The following is a 12171-nucleotide window of genomic DNA, read 5'->3' on the forward strand; positions in this document are numbered from 1 at the left end:
AAACGTGGGGCGATTATAGCGATGCGCGGTCCCAGGTGAAGCGATAGATAGTGGCGGGCGGGCCAGGATGACAACGACCGTTATCGGCATCGGCTCCGACGATTGACCACTGCGCACGCGAGGTCTGACCCAGTTCATGGGCAGCCTGGGGATTGAAGCATTGGCTGAGCAGTTCATCCGGCACCAACGCGTATGACTGACGGTGTTCGCGCAACCATTGCGCCGCCTGCTCGACCGTGGACCGGGTCATTCCGAAATGAACGATCGGCTGTTGGGCAAACAACCAATGGCCCTCGCGCCAGTTGACCAACACCAGGTCCGCGCCTTGGGTCATGTGCGCTGCTTGCACCATCAGTGCCTTGTGAGGATTGGGTCCGTCCTTGACCGGCTCGATAAAACCGCGGGCGAACCACAGCGTGAACCAGGCCACGGCCACCACCTGAAATACCCGCCACCCCCGCGGGCGCTGGCTGAACCAGCGCTTGAACAGCCACGGAATCAGCGGCGCAGCGATCAGCACCAGCCCCGGCAGCGCCGGATAGATGTACAGCTTGCGCTTGCCGCTGCTCAGGCAGAAAAACAGCACGACCAGCACGACCCACCCCAGCAACACCAGCACTCGTCCGTCGCGCTTGCGCAGTTGCCGGCGCCAGGCGGGCACCAGCCATGGCAACGCGAGCACCAGCGGCAGCCAATATTGCGGGATGACGTTGACGAAGAAATACCAGAACGGTTCTCGATGATCCCAGGCTGCCGCATAGCGCGCCGCCGTCTGACGCAGAAGAATTTCCCGCGCATAGGCGACTTCGTCAGCGGCGCCATTGAATACGATGGACACCGCCAGGGGCAGCAACCAGATCGCGATGGCGCCAAGCACCACCAAAAAACCCAGGCACCACTTGCGCGCCGCGCCCGGCATGGCCACCACACCGGGCCAGCCTTTGCGCACGGCGTAGGCATACGGAATCAACATCAATGCCGGGACGAAGCCGACCCCTTTGGTGATCACACCAATCCCCATGGCCGCGCACCCAACGTAAAACCAACGCCAGGCCGGCCCAAGTAGCAGATGACGCACCAGGCCGTACAGCCCAAGCGAGGTAAACAGAATCAGAAAGCTGTCGATCTGACCGGTCCGCAAAATGCTGTACGTCTGATACGTCGCCAGGTACAGGAGCGCTGCCGTCCGACCGGTACGCTGATTCCATAGCCTTCGGCCCAAGTCGTAGAGCATGGCCGTGACCGATGTGGCAGACAAAAGCCCCGGAATATAAAGGGCAAGGGCGGGCATCCCGGTGATCCAGGTGAAAAACGCCACCGTCCACATGAAAATCGGTGGTTTATCGCCGTAAATTTCGGCGGCTCGGTGCGGAATCAACCAAGAACCGTTGTGCAGCATCTCCAGCGCAACGCCGAGGAATCGCTCCTCATCGACATTCTGCGGCTGACGCAGGCCGAGTCCTGCGCCGACCAGTAAAAGAGCAAGCAACATCAGTCCCAGACATTCAACGCTGGGTGACAGGGTTCGGCGCACGGGTCAGTCCTTCAAGGTTTTGCTGCGGGAAATCAATTGCAGGTTGCGCAAGTAAACGATGGAGCCGAACGCCTGACCGGCGATGAACACCGGATCCTGTCGGTAAATGGCATAAGCGAACAACAGCGCACTGCCGACGATGCTCAGATACCAGAAGCTCACCGGTATCACGCTGCGTTTTTTGTATTCGCTGTACAGCCACTGCAGGACAAAGCGTCCGGTAAAGGCGATCTGGCCACTGAATCCGACCACCAGCCACAGGGTCTCGCGGGACAGGTTCATCCTTCCATCTCCTGCGCACGGCTGTTCAGTCGCGTGCGTTTGATCAGCCACCAGACGCCGACCAGATCGAGAATTCCCACCAGGGCGCGGTCGATGTTGCCGTATTTGGAGACCCCGGCCGTGCGCGGTCGATGATTGACCGGGTGGGTGATCATGCGGCCGTTGTGGCGCTGGATCAGCGCAGGAATGAAGCGGTGCATATGGTCGAAGTACGGCAAGCGCAGAAACGCGGCCCGCTGGATCAGTTTCAACCCGCAACCCGTGTCGGGTGTCTGATCCTTGAGCATGCGGCTGCGCAGCCCATTGGCAAACCGCGAGGCCCAGCGCTTGCTCGCGCTATCGCGGCGGTTGACCCGGTGCCCGGCGACCAATTGAAGGTCGACGATGCCCTGCTCACTGCGCACCAACGCCAGCATGCCGGGAATATCCGCGGGGTCGTTTTGACCGTCGCCATCGAGCGTGGCCAGCCATAGGCCCCGGGCAGCGAGCGCCGCATGGTAGAGCGAAGTGCTCTGCCCCAGCGAACGCTCATGGCGCAGGATGCGCAACGTGCTCAAACCACTGTATTTGCTGTGTCGCAGTTCCTGCAAAGTGGCGTCAGTACTGCCGTCGTCCACGACGATGATTTCATACGCCTCACCGGCCAGTGCGATACGGATTTCTTCGAGCAGCGATTTGAGATTGTTCGCTTCGTTCTTTGCCGGGATCAGCACGGATACAAATATGTCTTGGTTCATAGAGGCCCCTATTACCCTGGATTTTTATGATCGAGGGCCAACATTTCATCTCTGATAAAAGTGGCGATACCACTTCACGAATTCCGCGACGCCGGTTTCAACCGTCACTTGCGGACGAAAATCGACCCACTGCGCCAATGCCGACACGTCCGCCCAGGTCTTGACCACGTCGCCCGCCTGGAGCGGCAGAAAGTTGCGCCGGGCCTGAATCCCTAACGTCGACTCAAGGCAGCCGACGAAATCCAGCAGCGCCACCGGCATGCCGCGGCCGATGTTGTAAATCCGGTTGGCACCCTCGCCAGTGCTGTCCGGCAACGGCGGTCGTGGGCGCAGGCGCGCAATGCTTTCAACGATGTCGTCGATGTAGGTGAAGTCGCGCGACATCTGGCCCTGGTTGTAGAGGTCGACTGGTTTGTCGTTGAGAATCGCGTGGGTGAATTTGAACAGCGCCATGTCGGGGCGCCCCCAAGGTCCGTAAACGGTAAAAAACCGCAGGCCGCTGGCCTTGAGTCCATACAGGTGGCAATAGCTGTGGGCCATCAGCTCATTCGCGCGTTTGCTGGCGGCATACAGCGAAATCGGGTGGTCGACGGCATCTTCAACGCTAAAAGGCATTTTGCTGTTGGTGCCGTACACCGAGCTGCTCGACGCATAAATCAGATGCTTGGGGCGATAATGTCGGCAGGCTTCCAGCACATTCAGAAAACCCACCAGGTTCGATTGCGCATATACGTCCGGGCTGTCTAGCGAGTAGCGAACGCCGGCCTGGGCAGCCAGATGGATGACCTCGGTGAAACCGTGATCCTTGAACAAGGTTATCAAGGCTGGCTTGTCGACAATGTCCAGCACCTTGAAATGAAAACCGGACAAGGCGCTCAGCTCCTTGAGCCGTGCGTGTTTGAGTTCCACGCTGTAGTAGTCGTTGAGATTATCGATGCCGACCACATCAATACCTTGCTCACACAGGCGCTTGACCGTGTGAAAGCCGATGAATCCTGCGGCGCCGGTGACTAGAACGGTCATAGCGGGGCCACGCCGATGAGCGCATTATTGCGGGTCGATACCAACGTCAACTTCATGCCTTGCTCCAGGGTGAAATCGTTAAGGCCGGTGACGTCATCGATACGCCATGGCGTTGCGCCGGCCATGTGCGACAGTGGTCCGCAGCCATGCACACGGTGCCCGCCAGATTGTAAAAATAGCGTTATGGTTTGATGTTGGTTTTATGACCATTTCATAGCTGGAGCGACGAATTCAGTTGCCATTGGCGCACGCCGATTTAAAGTGCATGCCGGCAGGAGAAGAATATGAAACCGGGAAAGGACGCAGAACAATGAGCATTGAGCAAGAGACGACCTTCGACGAGCCGCGCCTCAACAGCACGGAAATCCGCATTCTGGGCTCACTGATCGAGAAGCAGGCCACCAGCCCGGAAACCTATCCGCTGACCCTCAATGCACTGGTGATCGCTTGCAACCAGAAAACCAGTCGCGAACCGGTGATGAACCTGACACAAGGCCAGGTCGGCCAGAGCCTGCGCGCCCTTGAAGGTCGCGGCTTTACCAAACTGGTGATGGGCAGCCGTGCCGATCGCTGGGAGCATAAGGTCGACAAGGCGCTGGAACTGGTGCCGGCTCAGGTGATTCTGGCGGGATTGCTGTTTCTGCGAGGCCCGCAGACGGTCAATGAACTGCTGACCCGCAGCGGCCGCATGCATGATTTTGAAGACGCCGAACAGGTGGTGCATCAACTGGAACGGTTGATTGCTCGCGGACTGGCGCTACTGATCCCCCGTCAGGCCGGGCAGCGCGAAGACCGTTATATGCATGCGCTGGGGGACCCGGCGGATATCGAAGTCATCCTCGCCGCCCGGCAAAACCCGGCCGAACGCGGTGCCGGTAGCGGTGTATCCGTAGAGCGGATCGAAGAGCTCGAAGCGCGGATTGCCGCACTCGAAGAACGCCTGGCCCGCCTCGAATAACCAACACGGTGATTTGTAGGAGCGAGGCTTGCCTGCGAAAGAGATTTTCAATTCAACGATAATGTTGGATATGGAATCGCCTTCGCGGGCAAGCCTCGCTCCTACAAAGGGAGTGCTACTCACCATCCCAGTAATCAACGCCGTCGCCCGCTCGGGCGATGGCGACGAAGCCTGAGGCATTGCCTTCGGCGTCGACCTTGAAGTCGTCCATCACCACGTATTTTCCGGAATCCGGGTACTCGCAAATCTCCGGCGATTGCTGGGTGCTGACCGCCAGGTAGCGCAGTTCGCCCTTGCTGTTGTTGATGATCTGGTGCGCGGCTTCAGGACCGCCCGGCGGGCAGGCGATCACGTCACCGGCGCGGATCGGAAAACGCTCGGCACCGAGGCGAACCTGCCCTTCCCCGGCCACGACGTAAAACATCTCCTCGTTGACCCGATGACTGTGAAACGGGCTGCCACGCATGCCTGGTTCCAGCACGTACAACCGATAACCGAGCTTTTGCGCACCCAGTTGCTGGCCGACGCGGGCCATTCTTTGCTGGTAGCGGCCGGCGGTATCACCGGTGGGCGCCAGGGCTTCGGGCAACGGTTCGAGTTCGACCTGATTCAGATTGAGAATAGGGGGATGCATGGGAACCTCGGTCACGGTTTGTTTTTTGGGACGGCAAGTCTTGGCTTGCTGGCGGGGAGTATAGGCGGGGTAATTTGCGGCAACTGAATGGGCTAGCCCGGAGACCGAGTTGCGCCCATCGCGAGCAGGCTCACTCCCACAGGGGTCTCTGTCGGACACAAAATACGTGTACGACGCCAATCCACTGTAGGAGCGAGCCTGCTCGCGATGGCGCCAGTACAGTCAACAGAGAATTGGAGGGTTCAGCCCCGAGCAAACTCCACCGCTTTCTTGAACTGCTCATCCGTCGGCCGCACGCCGGTGTACAGGACAAACTGTTCCAGCGCCTGGATCGCGATCACTTCCAGCCCGGTAATGACGCGCTTGCCCTCGGCGCGCCCGCGCACGATCAGCGGTGTTTCCGAGGGAATCGCCACCACATCGAAGACAGTCTCGGCAGCAGCGATGGTTTCAGCGTCGAATGCGAGTTGATCGGCCTCAGGGCCGCCGCTCATGCCAATCGGCGTGACGTTGATCAACATCTGCGGACGCTGAGTGCCCAGTTCCGCCTGCCACTGATAACCCAGAGACTCAGCCAACGCCCGCCCGGCACGTTCGTTACGGGCCACGATCAGGCCGTTTTTATAGCCGCCATCGCGCAAGGCACTGGCCACGGCTTTGGCCATGCCGCCGCTGCCGCGCAGGGCAAAGGTCGACTCCTTCGGCACCTGATGGGTTTCAAGCAACTGGGCGATGGCGATGTAATCGGTGTTGTAGGCCTTGAGGTGGCCGTTGGTGTTGACGATGGTATTGATCGATTGAATAGCCGTCGCCGACGCGTCCAGCTCATCGACCAGCGCAATGCAGGCCTCCTTGAACGGCATCGACACGCCGCAGCCACGAATGCCCAGTGCACGAATGCCGCCAACGGCACCGGGAAGATCCTGACTGCTGAACGCCTTGTAGTAAAAATTCAGGCCCAACTGTTCATACAGATGATTGTGAAACCGCAGGCCGAAGTTGCCGGGACGCCCGGAAAGCGACATGCACAGCTGGGTGTCTCGGTTGGGGTTCATCTGCATGAAACATCTCCTTCATAAGCACTTTCAGATGGACGGGATTAGCCATTCCATCGTGCTCTGATCGATCATTACAGCGTGCCTGGGCAGGTTCGCCGGGCCCGTAAAGAAGCCGGTACAGACCTTACACAAAATTTACCCAGCGGCTGTGCTGAATTTCAAAAAAACGCTGTCTTAGCTGTATCCCCGCGACAATCCTTGGGTCTATTGCAGACGCAAGCGCCGGGTCGAAGAACCGAGGAATTATCATGATCCGTAAAGTCCCCACAGTTGCCTTGCTGCTCGGTGCTCTTGCTATCACAGGGCAGGCAGAGGCTGGCGGCGGTCACGGTTGGCAGGGTCCAGCGGTATTTGGCGCGATCGTTGGTTCGGCAATCGTCGGCTCGGCCATCATCAACAGCAACCGGCCGGTCTATGTGCAGCAACCGGTTTACGCCCAGCCACAGCCGGTTTATGTGCAACAACCGCCACCGGTTTATTACCAGCCTGCACCGGTCTACGTGCAGCAACCGGTCTACTACGGGCCACCGCCGGTTTACTACGGCCCGCCACGTGGTTATTACGGTCCACCGCGCGGTTACTACGGCCCTCCCCACGGTTATGGCCGCTGGTAACAGATTCAACAGGCCCTGCCTTATCAGTGGGGCTTTTTTTTGACCGTTCGTCGGCAAAGGTCTGGAAAAATCGCATCAAGGTCGCTGTCGGGACAGTGTCGCCGGCTCAAGTTGGCAAGATTGACTCGACCGCCCTTCCCCCTTCTTGGGCAAAACGGTCATATTTATGTCACGCCAGGTCCGCAAGCTTGGATCTGTCCGTAAACAACAGGTTGATAAAAACAAGGACGACCTCATGCCCACGCAAAACCCGCACCGCATTGTCGGCTTGTGCACCTCCAGCAAGGTGTACAACGCTTTGACCGAACTCAAGCATCTGGAAGGCCATCGCAGCGCCAAGTTTCTTTCGCTGCTGGCAGAAAACCTGGTGCGCAAAGGCCTGCTCAACGAGCAGGAAGTGGTCCATATGCTTGATCTGGTGGTCGACTGAGCCCAACCCTCACTGGTGTCAATGACGACTATCGAAAGTGTTGATTGTCCGTTCGAGTGGCAGGTCCGTAAGGTAGCTCCATCGATTGATGGAGGTATTTATGTCCCAGGTTCAAATCATGTCCGTAATCGGCAGCGCCGTTCCCGCACCGCTCAGAGAGCTAGGACTGCTCGCCTGTTGGTATCTGGTGCAGGACGGCGAACCGATCAGCGGACCGCTCACTTCGCTGCCGGCCGCCAAGGCACTTTCGCAAAAAATCGGGCAGGGGCATTTCAGCGCTTAAGGCAGCTGAACCCTTGGTTTGGTTTCGATGAATATGGCCCAGCTCGACATGAACAGCGCCGCGATCAGCGGCCCGATGACAAAGCCATTGAGGCCGAAAATCGCCAGGCCACCCAGGGTCGAGATGAGGATCAGATAGTCCGGCATCTTCGTGTCCTTGCCCACCAGGATTGGTCGCAGCACGTTATCCACCAGACCGATCACAAAAATCCCGAACAACAGCAGCACTACGCCCTGCCAGATCGCCCCCGTGAACAGGAAGAACGCTGCAACCGGCGCCCAGACGATTCCCGCCCCCACCGCTGGCAACAGCGATAGAAACGCCATCAATACCGCCCAGAGCAACGCGCTCGGAACCTCCAGAAACCCGAAAATCAAACCGCCCAGTGCGCCCTGTGTAATCGCCACCAGAAGGTTGCCCTTTACGGTCGCCCGAACCACGCGGTTGAACTTGAGCTGCAAGCGGCGCTTCTGGCCCTCCTGAAGCGGCACTGCCGAGCGAACTTTACGAGCCAATTCAGCGCCGTCCCGCAGGAAGAAAAATAGCAGGTAGAGCATGATGAAAAAGCCCACCACAAAATCGAACGTGCCCTGACCAAAACTGAAGACTTGCGTGGCGACAAACTCATTGCCAGTCACCGCACTCTTGATGATTTTCTCCCGTAGCCCATCCAGCTCGCCAAGCCCGGCCCGATCCAGCAATTGCTGGAAGTACGGCGGCAGGCTGTGTTTGAAATGCGTCACGTACCCCGCGATGTCCAGTTCGCCGCTTTCGATGCTCGTGTACAGCGCGGCCCCTTCCTGGACCAACAAGATACTGAGGATGATCACTGGAAGGATCGCAATCACCAGGCTGACACTCAGGGTGAGCAGCGTCGTCAGGTTGCGCGGCCAGCCGAACTTCAGTTGTATCCGGCGTTGCAACGGCGCGAACAGAATCCCGAGGATCACTGCCCAGAACACCGCGCCGTAGAACGGCAGCAAAATCCAGATAAATGCGGTGGTGACCACCCCGAGCAAGATCACCAGCGATTTGTTGTGTACCGTCTCTTCGTTCATGTCCGATCCATGTCAGTGCGCAGGAACCATGCTCTTTGTAGAGCGTTGCTGATGCTTAGTCCGCCACGGTTCGCGCGAGTGCCATCCGTTTATTCATCAAGCATAGATCCAGATCAATGAACCCCGCGTGCAAGGCGATTACCCTCGCGGACTTTTACGATCGACACTGCCATGACGCTCCTTGCTCCAGAACTGCTCGCCCCTGCCGGCACCTTGAAAAACATGCGATACGCCTTCGCCTATGGTGCCGATGCGGTCTACGCCGGCCAGCCGCGGTACAGCCTGCGGGTGCGCAACAACGAATTTGACCACGCCAACCTCGCGCTTGGCATTGGCGAGGCGCAGGGCCAAGGCAAACGCTTCTATGTGGTGGTGAACATCGCGCCGCACAACGCCAAGCTCAAGACCTTCCTCAACGACCTGGCCCCCGTAATTGCGATGGCGCCGGACGCGTTGATCATGTCCGATCCAGGCCTGATCATGTTGGTGCGCCGGCACTTCCCGCAGATGCCGATCCACCTGTCGGTGCAGGCCAACACGGTGAACTGGGCCAGTGTCGAGTTCTGGCAGCAACAGGGTTTGAGCCGGATCATCCTTTCTCGGGAACTGTCGCTGGAAGAAATCGCTGAAATCCGCCAGCAAGTCCCGGCGATGGAGCTGGAGGTGTTTGTCCACGGCGCGCTGTGCATGGCCTATTCCGGCCGCTGCCTGTTATCGGGTTACATGAACAAGCGCGACGCCAATCAGGGCAGCTGCACCAACGCCTGTCGCTGGAAATACTCGGCGACTCAGGCCACGGAAAATCAGCTCGGTGAAATCGTCCAGCAGTTCCAACCCGAGCCGACCCTGGGCATCGGCGCGCCGACCGATCAGGTATTTCTGTTGCAGGAAGCCAATCGCCCGGACGAATTGATGCCGGCCTTCGAGGACGAGCACGGCACCTACATCATGAATGCCAAGGACCTGCGCGCCGTGCAGCATGTCGGGCGACTGACACAGATGGGCGTGCACTCGCTGAAGATCGAAGGCCGGACCAAATCGCACTTCTATTGCGCACGCACCACGCAGGTCTATCGCCGCGCGATTGATGATGCCGTGGCCGGTCGCGAATTTGATCGCGGCTTGATGACGGATCTGGAGTCCCTGGCCCAGCGCGGCTACACGGAAGGTTTCCTGCGTCGGCATGTGCATGACGAATACCAGAACTATCAGCACGGCAGCTCGGTTTCAGAGCGCCAGCAGTTTGTTGGCGAGTTGACCGGTGAGCGTCGTGATCGCCTGGCGCAAGTGAAGGTAAAGAACCGTTTTAGCCTGGGCGATCACATGGAACTGATGACGCCCCAGGGTAATTTCCACTTCGATCTTCATCAGTTGCAGAACATCAAAGGTGAAGCGATCGAAGTGGCGCCAGGGGATGGGCATACGGTGTATGTGCCGATTCCGGATGCGGTGGATTTGCGGTTCGGGTTGTTGATGCGGGATGTCAGCCTGTAGATCCGTACCAAAGATCGCAGTCTGCGCCCGCGCCTACGCAAACTCCTCACGCAACATCGCCACAAACGCTTCCCGCGCCGGGTGAACCCCGGCGTTTTCATGCCAGTAAAACAGGTTGTCGATAGCCGTCAGCTCAGGGAACTCAAACCCCGCGCACCCTGCCCCTTTGGCGTATTGGTCAAACACCCCTTTGGGCACCAATGCGACCCCGGCCCCGGCACTGACACACCCGACAATTGCCCCATAACTGGCCAGGCTGACAATCGGCAGCGCCTGCCCTTGCCGTAACAACCAATGCTCCAGCGCTGCCCGGTAAGGACAACCTTGCGGCCACATAAACACCGTCTTGTCCTGCAAATCCGCGATATCGCGTACCGGCCCCAGGGATGTCGAGGCAATCAGCAGCAGCTCTTCGCGGTACATCGGCGTGCGCTTGAGCTGCGAGCGCTCGACATCCACCGCGACGATCGCGCCGTCGAGCCGATGATTGAGCGTGTCATCGAGCAACTGGCTCCAGGTGCCTGTGGTCAACTCCAGCGCGACGCCGGGATAGCGCTTGTGAAACTTGGCCAGCAGACGCGGCAGACGACCGGTGGCCGAGGACTCGATGGCGCCGATTCGCAGCGGGCCGGACGGTTCGGCCGAAGGGTCCACGGCGCGTTTGGCTTCAACAGTCAGCGCCAGAATCTTCGAGGCGTATGACAGAAACGTCTGGCCCGCCGGGCTGATGCGCAAGCCTCGGCCCTCGCGTAGAAACAGCGCCACACCCAACTCCGCTTCCAGCGACTTGATGCGTGCCGTGATGTTCGACGGCACGCAATGCAACAGCTCCGCCGCCCGGGCGATGCTGCCAACCTCGGCAACGGTCTTGAACATGCGAATCTGCGCCAACTCCATACATCACCCAAAGTGAACAGTTGATGCAGTATAAGTCAGTTGTGGCGAACGGTTAGCCTTCCGATACTCGGTGCATAAGCCCACCGGTAATCGATCATGAAGCCCTCCGCGCACGCCCTCAAAATTCTCCTGGCCATGGCGTTTGTCGTCGCCTGCTGGGGTTACTCACCGACCGGCATCCACATCGGATTGCAGGCCTATGACCCCGGTCACCTGGCGCTCCTGCGCTTTCTGATCGCGTCGGTGTTCATGGCCGTCGTCGCCGCGTTCAAAGGCATCAGTTTGCCGAAGCTTAGTGATCTGCCGCTGCTGTTCGTCCTTGGATTCTTTGCCGTGAGCCTGCACCACGTCGCCCTGAACATCGGCCAGCAAAGTGTCAGCGCAGGCGCTTCCAGTGTGTTGGCGCAATCGACGCCGTTGTTCAGCACGTTGCTGGCGCGTTTTGTGTTCAAGGACCGGGTCAGCGTCTGGCGCTGGGGGTGTGTCCTGTTGGGATTGATGGGCGTGGTGATTGTGGTGGCCGGTGATCGAGGACTGGGCAGCATTGATGCGCACGGGTTGCTGATCTTGTTGGCGGCGGTGTCGTGGAGTTTTTACTTCGCGTTGCAGAAGCATCATTCCGGGCGCTACGACGGCTTGACGCTAGTCTGTTACACGGTCTGGTCGGGGACGGCGCTGTTGCTGATTTATCTGCCGGGGTTGGCCGGCAAGGTCGCCAGCGCGCCGATGCAAGTGCAAATGGCCGTGGTTGCCTTGGGCGTGTTCCCCAGCGCCCTCGCCTACCTGGCCTGGGCGTTTGTGCTGGCCCACATCGATTTGAGTCGGGCAGCCATGACGCTGTATCTGATACCGCCGACCGCCATGGCCATTGCGGTGTTTGCCCTGGGTGAACAGCCGACGTTGATGGTCGGGGTCGGCGCGGTGGTGGTGCTGATCAGTGTGCTGGCGTTGAATCTGGAGCGCCGCCCTGCGGTCATCGCGGCGCAGCCCGCCCGGCCATGACTGCACGCCATGTGCGATTAAAGAATTGCCTTGCGATGCCGACGTCCTCTGTTCACATGAACGTGACGCCATCGCCTGGAAATGCTTATGAACCGTTTCGCTGCTGCCTGTGTGCTAGGGATATTGTCCGGTTGTGCCAGCCCGCCACCCGTGACTCCCGCCCCACC

The 12171-nt window shown here is 59.2% G+C and carries 15 protein-coding genes; 6 read left to right on the plus strand and 9 right to left on the minus strand.

The window, feature by feature from the left end:
• Positions 1-13: 13 nt before the first annotated feature.
• Genes ACA051_RS19480 through ACA051_RS19500 form a run of 5 tightly spaced genes read right to left on the minus strand, consistent with a single transcriptional unit; the run spans position 14 to position 3701 of the window.
• Complete coding sequence (locus ACA051_RS19480) at positions 14-1534, minus strand: ArnT family glycosyltransferase (RefSeq protein WP_497371476.1); 1521 nt, start codon at positions 1532-1534, stop codon at positions 14-16.
• A 3-nt stretch (positions 1535-1537) separates the two neighbouring features.
• The gene (locus tag ACA051_RS19485) at positions 1538-1816 is read right to left on the minus strand and encodes a lipid-A-disaccharide synthase N-terminal domain-containing protein (RefSeq protein WP_497304006.1); all 279 of its coding nucleotides are present in this window, start codon (positions 1814-1816) and stop codon (positions 1538-1540) included.
• Complete coding sequence (locus ACA051_RS19490; RefSeq protein WP_497371478.1) at positions 1813-2553, minus strand: glycosyltransferase family 2 protein; 741 nt, start codon at positions 2551-2553, stop codon at positions 1813-1815. Before ACA051_RS19490 ends, ACA051_RS19485 begins: the two co-directional genes overlap by 4 nt.
• A gap of 45 nt (positions 2554-2598) precedes the next feature.
• Entirely contained in the window at positions 2599-3576 is a 978-nt protein-coding gene (locus ACA051_RS19495) for an NAD-dependent epimerase (protein ID WP_497371480.1), read from the minus strand.
• The gene (locus tag ACA051_RS19500; protein ID WP_497371482.1) at positions 3573-3701 is read right to left on the minus strand and encodes a hypothetical protein; all 129 of its coding nucleotides are present in this window, start codon (positions 3699-3701) and stop codon (positions 3573-3575) included. The genes ACA051_RS19495 and ACA051_RS19500 overlap by 4 nt, the downstream gene beginning before the upstream one ends.
• 185 nt (positions 3702-3886) lie before the next feature.
• Between ACA051_RS19500 and ACA051_RS19505 the strand changes: the two genes are divergently transcribed.
• Complete coding sequence (locus ACA051_RS19505) at positions 3887-4534, plus strand: YceH family protein (RefSeq protein ID WP_497371484.1); 648 nt, start codon at positions 3887-3889, stop codon at positions 4532-4534.
• 115 nt (positions 4535-4649) lie between these two features.
• On the opposite strand, the gene ACA051_RS19510 is transcribed toward ACA051_RS19505, so the two are convergent.
• Entirely contained in the window at positions 4650-5168 is a 519-nt protein-coding gene (locus ACA051_RS19510) for a cupin domain-containing protein (RefSeq protein WP_497371486.1), read from the minus strand.
• A 242-nt stretch (positions 5169-5410) separates the two neighbouring features.
• Complete coding sequence (locus tag ACA051_RS19515; protein WP_497371488.1) at positions 5411-6229, minus strand: shikimate 5-dehydrogenase; 819 nt, start codon at positions 6227-6229, stop codon at positions 5411-5413.
• Positions 6230-6474: 245 nt separating this feature from the next.
• Here ACA051_RS19515 and ACA051_RS19520 point away from each other — a divergent pair, with 245 nt between their 5' ends.
• From ACA051_RS19520 to ACA051_RS19530, 3 genes are all read left to right on the plus strand, one after another.
• Entirely contained in the window at positions 6475-6840 is a 366-nt protein-coding gene (locus ACA051_RS19520) for a hypothetical protein (protein ID WP_497304020.1), read from the plus strand.
• Positions 6841-7075: 235 nt separating this feature from the next.
• Positions 7076-7270: a hypothetical protein gene (locus ACA051_RS19525; protein ID WP_003179723.1), complete on the plus strand. Its 195-nt coding sequence runs from the start codon at positions 7076-7078 to the stop codon at positions 7268-7270.
• A 100-nt stretch (positions 7271-7370) separates the two neighbouring features.
• Positions 7371-7553: a hypothetical protein gene (locus ACA051_RS19530; RefSeq protein WP_497304022.1), complete on the plus strand. Its 183-nt coding sequence runs from the start codon at positions 7371-7373 to the stop codon at positions 7551-7553.
• Here ACA051_RS19530 and ACA051_RS19535 read toward each other — a convergent pair.
• On the minus strand, positions 7550-8611 hold the full coding sequence (locus ACA051_RS19535; RefSeq protein ID WP_497371490.1) for an AI-2E family transporter: 1062 nt from the start codon (positions 8609-8611) through the stop codon (positions 7550-7552). The two genes, ACA051_RS19530 and ACA051_RS19535, sit on opposite strands and share 4 nt — an antisense overlap.
• 171 nt (positions 8612-8782) lie before the next feature.
• Here ACA051_RS19535 and trhP point away from each other — a divergent pair, with 171 nt between their 5' ends.
• Positions 8783-10105, plus strand: coding sequence for a prephenate-dependent tRNA uridine(34) hydroxylase TrhP (trhP, locus tag ACA051_RS19540; protein WP_497304026.1), 1323 nt, complete (start codon positions 8783-8785; stop codon positions 10103-10105).
• Positions 10106-10138: 33 nt separating this feature from the next.
• Here the strand turns inward: trhP and ACA051_RS19545 are convergent, their stop codons facing one another.
• Positions 10139-11002: a LysR substrate-binding domain-containing protein gene (locus tag ACA051_RS19545; RefSeq protein WP_131061944.1), complete on the minus strand. Its 864-nt coding sequence runs from the start codon at positions 11000-11002 to the stop codon at positions 10139-10141.
• A 96-nt stretch (positions 11003-11098) separates the two neighbouring features.
• Between ACA051_RS19545 and ACA051_RS19550 the strand changes: the two genes are divergently transcribed.
• The gene (locus ACA051_RS19550; protein WP_497371492.1) at positions 11099-12004 is read left to right on the plus strand and encodes a DMT family transporter; all 906 of its coding nucleotides are present in this window, start codon (positions 11099-11101) and stop codon (positions 12002-12004) included.
• The last annotated feature ends 167 nt before the right edge of the window (positions 12005-12171 follow it).

Source organism: Pseudomonas sp. LBUM1669 (genome assembly GCF_059695705.1).